Origin of the sequence: Bartonella gabonensis (assembly GCF_903679515.1) — a bacterium.
In the GTDB taxonomy this organism is placed as follows: domain Bacteria; phylum Pseudomonadota; class Alphaproteobacteria; order Rhizobiales; family Rhizobiaceae; genus Bartonella; species Bartonella gabonensis.
The window spans coordinates 49,009-56,743 of the sequence record NZ_CAHOYM010000008.1; the positions used below are offsets into that span (position 1 = coordinate 49,009).

The window sequence follows — 7,735 nt, forward strand, 5'->3', positions numbered from 1 at the left end:
TCTCTAATTCGATAGCAGATATTTTTACTGCTTTCACTTAAAATATAATAAAATTTAAAAAAACACCCCTCCATGGACTGGATATTTTTAGCAAATAAATAATATAAAATTGCTTGTTAAATTCCCTCTTAATCTTTCCACTCATTATATTTTATTTTCAAATATAGTCTACAAAAAATCTAGAAAATAACTTAAAAACTTTTTTGTTAACATTGAAAATAAATTTTTTATCTTTTAAAGAGTCTTTTAAAACTACAGGCAAAAAGATAATGTATCTCAATCAAAAAAGAGGTTTATATCTTGAACCATTTCCTTTTATATAAGGAATATAAACGTTTATCTAAAAAAGATGTTCTCTTTTGTATAAAGAGTGATGAGGGCTTAAGAGGTTGGATATTCTGTTCTATCATTTGACGCAGTCAACGCTGAAAGATATTTTGCCAACGCTTGTGGAGCGGGCATTGGCTCGTTTTGATAAGGTAACAATACAATGTGTGAGTGAAGAACAACGGGATTCTATAGATATGCATTTATGGGTTTATGCTGATGAATCGTTTATTGGACATGGAACAGAGTGTGATCAATATTCAAATTTTCAGCCTGTATTTCTGACGACAGGACAAGAGAACCCCAATGATTCAAAGATTCGTTTTCTCATAGAAGGAGCTGTTTGTTCGGATATTGATGCTTATCAACGGCTTGTCGTGCTATTTGATGGTAGAAATGATGAGCAGTTGAATCTTGCTCGAGCACAGTGGAAAAAATATAAAATGGAAAATCATAATTTAACATATTGGCAACAGACTGAAGATCGTTGTTGGGAAAAACAGGCTTAATGCATCTCATATCTTTTGTTATGGTTTTTATAGGATTGGTAGGAATCGTAAATCCAGAACTTTTTATTGCGGAAGAATCAGGGGGGAGGACGTTGGGTCTTTATTGTGATTTTTCTTTTAGGCATGTTAAAAATATGGCCTATAATTAAAAAAATGAAATGGCATGATGATTATTATTGATCGAATTTTGCTTGTTTTATGGGCTGTTGTTTTAGCTTTTTTTTGCGTTTCGTGGTTGGGGACAACGCATATCCTATCAAGGATGTTTACTGATGTTGATATAAGCAATATTGCAGATTCTTTATTTTTCTTTTTGAGTGCATTGTTTGCGGGAATATTGTGGTGGAGTATACCGCAACCCATGTTTTTAAAAATGAGACTGGCAGCATTTTTTCTGCCAGTCTTTATTTTGTTCTTCGTTATTATATTTTAGCTCGATATTTCATTATCTTTAAATCCGACGAAGCAAAGCAATGAGATGAAAGAGGCGAGAAGTAAATAATAACCAATATAAGAAGTATTAAAATTTTGTACTAGGTATTCTGCAATATAAGGAGCAAGAGATCCTCCAACGATACCAGATAAATTGAAGGTTACAGAAGCACCTGTATATCGAACTTCTGTTGGATATGGTGAAGCCAAAACAGCACCAAGAGGGCTATAGATCATTCCCATGAGTGATAAACCAATGATAGACATTGCAAGAATTCCTATAACTCCAGAATTTAAAAAATAAGGAATTGCGAAAGAATAAATACTGGTAATTATTGTGATCAAAATCATCAAAGTTCTACGCTTAATACGATCGGCAAGTTTTCCGGTTATAACGGTAAAAATTCCACAGAAAATAGCACCAATCACTTCTACTTGCAAAGCCTGATGATAGGGCAGTTTCAGGTGATTTGTTGAATAGCTTAATAAATATGCGGTGACCAAGTAAAATAAAACAAATGTCCCCATACCAGAAAATATTCCAAGAAATAGGACTCTTGGATATTTCAAAAAGACATCAATGATAGGAACTTTGACACGTTCTTTACTTTCAAGGGTTTTCTTGAATTGAACTGTCTCATTGATTGAAAGGCGAATCCACAGGCCTATAATCATAAAAATGATAGAGGCAATAAAAGGAATGCGCCATCCCCACGCTAAAAGTTCATCATGATCAAGAAAGTGCAATAGACCTAAGTACACTATAATAGATAAGAATAAACCGATTGGAACGCCCAATTGAGGGAACATTGCATACCATCCGCGTTTTTCTGGAGGAGCGTTTTCTGTTGCAAGCAAAACGGCTCCCCCCCATTCACCTCCTAAACCCATTCCTTGTCCAATACGACACAGGGTTAAGAAAAAGGGTGCCCACCATCCAGCTGTTTCATATGTGGGAAGAAAACCAATAATGACTGTTGAAAGACCCATTGTGAGAAGAGAGGCAATAAGCGTTATTTTTCGTCCAATTTTATCTCCAAAATGTCCAAAAACAATCGATCCAAAAGGACGTGCAAAAAAAGCTGCTCCAAAGACTAGGAAAGACTGTAAAATAGCAAGTTGGTCATTTTGCGTTGGAAAAAATACATGAGGAAATATAAGAGCTGCGGCAGTTGCAAAGACATAAAAATCAAAGAATTCAATTGTTGGGCCAATAAGGCTTGCAAATAAAATTCGACGAGGAGAATTCCTTTTGCTTATACTTTTTATTTCTGAGTTTATAGACATGAATAGAATGTCCCTTTCAGTGTATAACAAATCAAATCACGAAATTGAACCACTATAACTATAAAAATTTCAGATCAGTGTCGAGTCGATATTATGACGTTTCTTAATATATTCGAACAATGATGATCGACTGATGACCATCAATAAGTGTTTTTTGGATTATCAAAATTGAAGTGAATAAAGACTGTGTTTTAAATGCTGTAAAAGATGGAAATATGTGGCCATAAAGGCAGCTCTCATTCATAGTGCTGTTTCCTTTAAAGTTTAAGGCCATTTTTATCTATTGAGGATCAATTTTATTCGTAGATCAGTGTTTAGCTTCTCAAAAAGATTAAAAAAATTTTTATGAATATAATTACAACACTTTTTAGGTGTATTTATTAAAAATTAAATCTTTGGTTGTGTGTGCATTTAAAAACACATGGTGTATATTTGATCTGTCAGAGCTTAATCATCGAATACTTTATTTTTAAAAAAATATGAGGTTGAGCCATTACAGAATGTTGTTTTGGTCGATGCATTTTTTTCTAAATGGGGAACTTAAATTTGGAATTGTGGAGTGTGAATCATGCAACGCAAATTGAAGTTAATTTTTTGTGCGTTAATGACCAGTAGTTTTTTTATCAAGATGGCGAATGCAGACGGAGTAGCGACACTAAAAGAAAAAACAGGGGGGGAAAAAATGATAGTGCATGAAAAGAAAATAGAAGGAAAGAGGTCTTCAGAAGAGGAAAGGAAGGGATTAGAAAACCTGTTCTTTGAAGTCTTCACAAATTCAATAATAAGTGGTGGTGCTACGATCTATATTACCAACCGTGACTCTGGAGATTCTGAAATAAATAGTTTTAGCTATAAAGCTGCCGGCTATTCTATTAATAATACGGTTCAGGAGGGTGGAAAACTTTACATTGATGCAGCAGGTGTCAGCAGGGATACGACAATTGAGCATGATGGGATTGAGTTTGTCCAAAACCTAAGCTCTTCAGAATATGCCATGGTTAAAAAAGGGGGGAAACAAGTCGTTGAGAGTGGTGCAAATGCTGAAGGGACTAAAATCTATGGTGGTGAGCAGGTTGTTTTTGGTGGTGGGGTCCTTGGAGATGGTTTGTCACGTAAAGATAAGAAAAGTAGTGCTCATAACACTGAAATTTATGCTGCAGAGGGAATGCTAGGAATACAAAGTGTCTATAGTGGGGGGATGGTTGTTGACACAAAGGTTATGAAAGGAGGAGTTCAGAATCTTGATGGGAAAGAGAGTTTTAATAACGGTTTCTCAGAAGATGTTGATACAGCCAATACAGAAGATGAAGATTTTACAATCAATGAAGGTGCTTTTGCACTGAAGACCAAAATTTTTAAAAATGGGATGCAGAATATCTTTGCAGGAGGAAATGCGAGCGAAGTTACTTTATACGATAGAGCTACTCAAAAGATATATAATTCTGGATATGCGGATACTCTAACAATTAATCATCAAGCAAGGTCATGGATTTTTGCTGGTGCAATATTAGATAAAGATACAAATGTTCGTGATTTTGGAAGCCTCTATCTTTATGTTGGGAATGGTGAAGCGGTTACGAAAGTAAAAAATCTTAATTTAAATGGAGAAGATACCAAGCTATACATTATTGCTTCTGAAGATAACCGCAAAAAAACTCAGGTTAGTATCCAGAAGTTAACAGGAAATGGGAGAGTTATTTTTACGTCTTTAGGGACTGATAAGCATTACTCTCAGCTTAATGTTGATGATCTTTCAGGTTCTTTCCATTTCGATTTTAATGTCAACTTTGCCAAGAACCTTAGTGATTATCTTGTCATTAAAAAAACAGGTTCTGGTTTTCACGCTATAAGTGTGACGGATTCTGGGCGTGAAATTACAAATTCTTCTCACAAAAAGCTTAAATTAATTTCTGATCACAGTGGAGATGCTCATTTTACTCTGACAAACACTTTTGGTGAAAAAATTGAAACGATTGATGCTGGAACCTATAGGTATCGTTTGAAACATAGAAATGATAAAGGCACCGGTAAAATTTGGTATTTAGATGCGAATTATGCTCTTGATGAGACAAATTCTTTATTTTCTGATTTTAGCTTGCAGCCATCTACTATGGTTTCATTATCGAAAGATCTTACAGAACTTACAGTTGAAAAGGGCATGATTGTCACGATTGCGGATCCTAGCTTTGACATGAGCAGCACAAAAGTTAAGAGTAATGGAGAAACTTCAATTAGTAATACAGTTAAAGATGGTGGAAAGCTCTCCGTTTATAGCGGTAGTTTTAGCTTGTATACGACAATTCAAAGAGGCGGGATTGAGCTTATTAAAACACAGGGTCTTTCTCTGGATAGTGCTGTTCATAAAGGTGGACAACAAAGGATTGAAGAGGGGGGAAAGGCTGAAGGGGCTAAAATTTCCGGTGGTGAGCAGTTTATTTCAGGAAAGTTTGATATCAAAGGTGCGATGGTAAGAAGCAGCGCTTATGACACCGTCATTTCTGGTGAAAATGGGGTGCGAGGATATCAGAATGTGTACGATGATGGAGAGGTTTTTCATACAAAGATCATGGAAGGAGGGGTACAAAATCTTTATGTAGAACAGGATCTAAACGCTTATAGCAGTTTTGCATTTGATACGAAGGTCTTTTCTGGTGGAAAGCAACACGTTTTAGCGGGAGGAATTGCGATTAGTGTTCTTTTACAAGGGAATGCTTTCCAAGTAATAGATTTAGGAGGCTATGTAAAAGATTTAATCATTAAGCATCAAGCACAATCATGGTTACATTCTGGTGCAACATTAGAAGGAAGCACCATGATTCATGATTCTGGACGAATTTATCTTTATGCTGGTGCTGAGCGATCTCGTACTGAAGTAGAAAAAATTGTTTTAAAGGGCAAAAATACAAAATTATACGCTGTTGCTTCTAATATGGATGGCGAAAGTTCTTTGATTGAGAATTTAAGTGGTGAAGGCAGCGTTATTTTTACTTCTACGGTATTTAATCCACATTACTCTCGACTTGAGGTTGGTAATCTTTCAGGGAGTTTACGTTTTAGATTAAATACTAATTTTGAGGAGCAGCGTGGTGATTATCTCCTTATCAAAAAGGGGGAAGGACATCACACCATAAGCGTGATTGATTCTGGTATTGAAATTGCCGATTCTTCTCTACAAAACCAAAACTTAGTTTTAGAGCTTGATTTAATTCATGAACAAAGCGGAAATGCGCATTTTACTCTGACAAATTTTTCTGGTGAAAAGACGAGTACGATTGATGGTGGAGCCTATTTGTATGATCTAAAGAAAAAAGATTATAATGGTGGAAAGACTTGGTATTTGGCGACATTACAAACAACGTCTATTCCTGTATTCCCCTCACCTCATGCAGAGTCGTCTATAGATAAGCTTCCTGAAAAAGAAGAAAATATTACGCTGTCACAAGATGTTAATATTAATTTTGATCCATATTCTGATGTCATTAATTTCAGTATTCGTGAGGGAGGAGGAATTCTACAGAACTTTTTGCTTGATGATGACAGGGTAGTTTATATTTCTGATGATGGAGGAGCTCTTAAGCAATCCATGAACGCTACAGTTGAGGGATCTGGAACACTTTATGTTGAAGCAGGTGGTTTTGTTAAGAATACAACAATTGAAAATGGTGGTTCAGAGATTATCGGGGAACAGGGGCTCTCAGAGTCTACGATTATTTACGAGGGTGGACAACAAAAGGTAGAAGGGGGAGGATCTGCATTAAGAGCTGAAATTTATGGTGGTAATCAACTGATTTGGGGAGATGGTTATGTAAATGGTGGGATTGTTGGGAGCAGTGCTTACAACACAACAATTTATGGTCAAGGGGATACGCTGGGCCAGCAGAATGTATATGATGATGGAATGGCTGTGGGAACAAAAGTGATGAGTGGAGGAATACAAACTCTTGCTAAATGGTTTCCCGATGATGATAACTTTGCAGAAAAAGCCGGTGGTTTAGCCATAAATACTGAGGTTTTTGCAGATGGTGTACAGAGGGTATTCGCAGGGGGTGAAGCAAATACAGTAATTTTACGCACTGGGGGTGCTCAAGAAGTTCACGCTGGGGGTGTTGTAAAAAATCTAACAATTGAAGAAGGAGCCAATTCATGGGGCTTTGCTGGTGCGATATTAGGAGGAGAAATAACGGTTCAGGATTTGGGACAACTCCACCTTTATGCTGGAAATGATCATCAACAAACTAAAGCAGAAAATATCAATCTAAATGGAGAAAAGGCTCAATTATACTTCATTGCTCATGAATTTGACGACAAAAGTACTTACATTCAACAGTTAAGCGGTATAGGAAATGTCATGTTTACCTCTTCTGAAGGTGATTTGTATTACTCCAAGCTTTCTGTTGATGATCTTTCGGGGAGTCTCAATTTCGATTTTAATGTCAGCCTTGCAGAAAGAAAAGGTGATTACCTTTTTATTAAGAATGGAAGGGGTTTTCACACAATAAGTGTTGTAGATTCTGGTATTGAAATTGTTGATCCTTCTTCAACAGAACTTGATTTAATTTTGGATCAAAGTGGAGGCGCATCTTTTACTCTACAAAGTTTTTCTGGAGCAAAAATTCAAATTGTTGATGCTGGAACTTATACCTATGGCTTAAAACACAAAAATATTGAGAATGAAGAGGGAAAAGTTTGGTATTTATCTGCAGTTTACATGGATAGAGCGCCAAGAGGACCACGGAGGATAAGCAGATCTGCGCGGCATTTAAGTCAAAATCAATCAGTTTCTTCTCTTTCAACGTTTACAAATACACAAGAGCATGCGATTAAGTTGCCACGTMAAAGARAAAACCGCCACAACGTGAGTCAAAAATCTCCAGCTTCTGTTTCTTCAATTGTTTCAAATCTGGGAAGTCAAATGATTAAAGGAGCAGTTCCATCAGTTTCACATTCTCTTTCTGTTGACAAACAACAGATGGCTGTTTCAGCCTCTTCTCAATCTTTAGCCGATCATATGACTTTGCGTCCAAGCAACCAAGAACAACCTTCTTCACATTTAAGTGAGAAGCTTTCAGTTTCTGACTTTTTAACCACGCCTTCTACAGATGCGGTATTGTCTATGTCTGTAGCTCCAGCGATGGTATTTCACAATGAAATGCAAAGCGTGCGTATGGGAAGAGGAATTC

General features: G+C 36.4%; 4 protein-coding genes and 1 pseudogene. 4 read left to right on the forward strand and 1 reads right to left on the reverse strand.

Going from position 1 to position 7,735, the window contains the following annotated elements:
* The first annotated feature begins 389 nt into the window (after nt 1–389).
* The 3 genes and pseudogenes from HWX04_RS03070 to HWX04_RS08485 all read left to right on the forward strand — a co-directional run bounded on the left by HWX04_RS03070 (nt 390) and on the right by HWX04_RS08485 (nt 1,269).
* The gene (locus HWX04_RS03070) at nt 390–836 is read left to right on the forward strand and encodes a DNA polymerase III subunit chi (RefSeq protein WP_175868756.1); all 447 of its coding nucleotides are present in this window, start codon (nt 390–392) and stop codon (nt 834–836) included.
* Nucleotides 836–1,016, forward strand: a pseudogene (locus HWX04_RS08480) (hypothetical protein). Before HWX04_RS03070 ends, HWX04_RS08480 begins: the two are co-directional and overlap by 1 nt.
* Nucleotides 1,003–1,269: a hypothetical protein gene (locus tag HWX04_RS08485; protein WP_246257368.1), complete on the forward strand. Its 267-nt coding sequence runs from the start codon at nt 1,003–1,005 to the stop codon at nt 1,267–1,269. The pseudogene HWX04_RS08480 and the gene HWX04_RS08485 overlap by 14 nt, the downstream one beginning before the upstream one ends.
* Here HWX04_RS08485 and HWX04_RS03075 read toward each other — a convergent pair.
* Complete coding sequence (locus tag HWX04_RS03075) at nt 1,266–2,555, reverse strand: MFS transporter (protein WP_175868757.1); 1,290 nt, start codon at nt 2,553–2,555, stop codon at nt 1,266–1,268. The genes HWX04_RS08485 and HWX04_RS03075 overlap by 4 nt on opposite strands.
* A 568-nt stretch (nt 2,556–3,123) precedes the next feature.
* Here HWX04_RS03075 and HWX04_RS03080 point away from each other — a divergent pair.
* Nucleotides 3,124–7,735: pertactin-like passenger domain-containing protein (locus HWX04_RS03080; protein WP_175868758.1), on the forward strand; the 4,612-nt coding region annotated here is incomplete at its 3' end.

What these genes read in the sequence shown, in the direction of transcription:
- HWX04_RS03075 (WP_175868757.1), bottom strand. Translation starts at nt 2,555, where the DNA reads ATGTCTATAAACTCAGAAATAAAAAGTATAAGCAAAAGGAATTCTCCT.
- HWX04_RS08485 (WP_246257368.1), top strand. Translation starts at nt 1,003, where the DNA reads ATGATTATTATTGATCGAATTTTGCTTGTTTTATGGGCTGTTGTTTTA.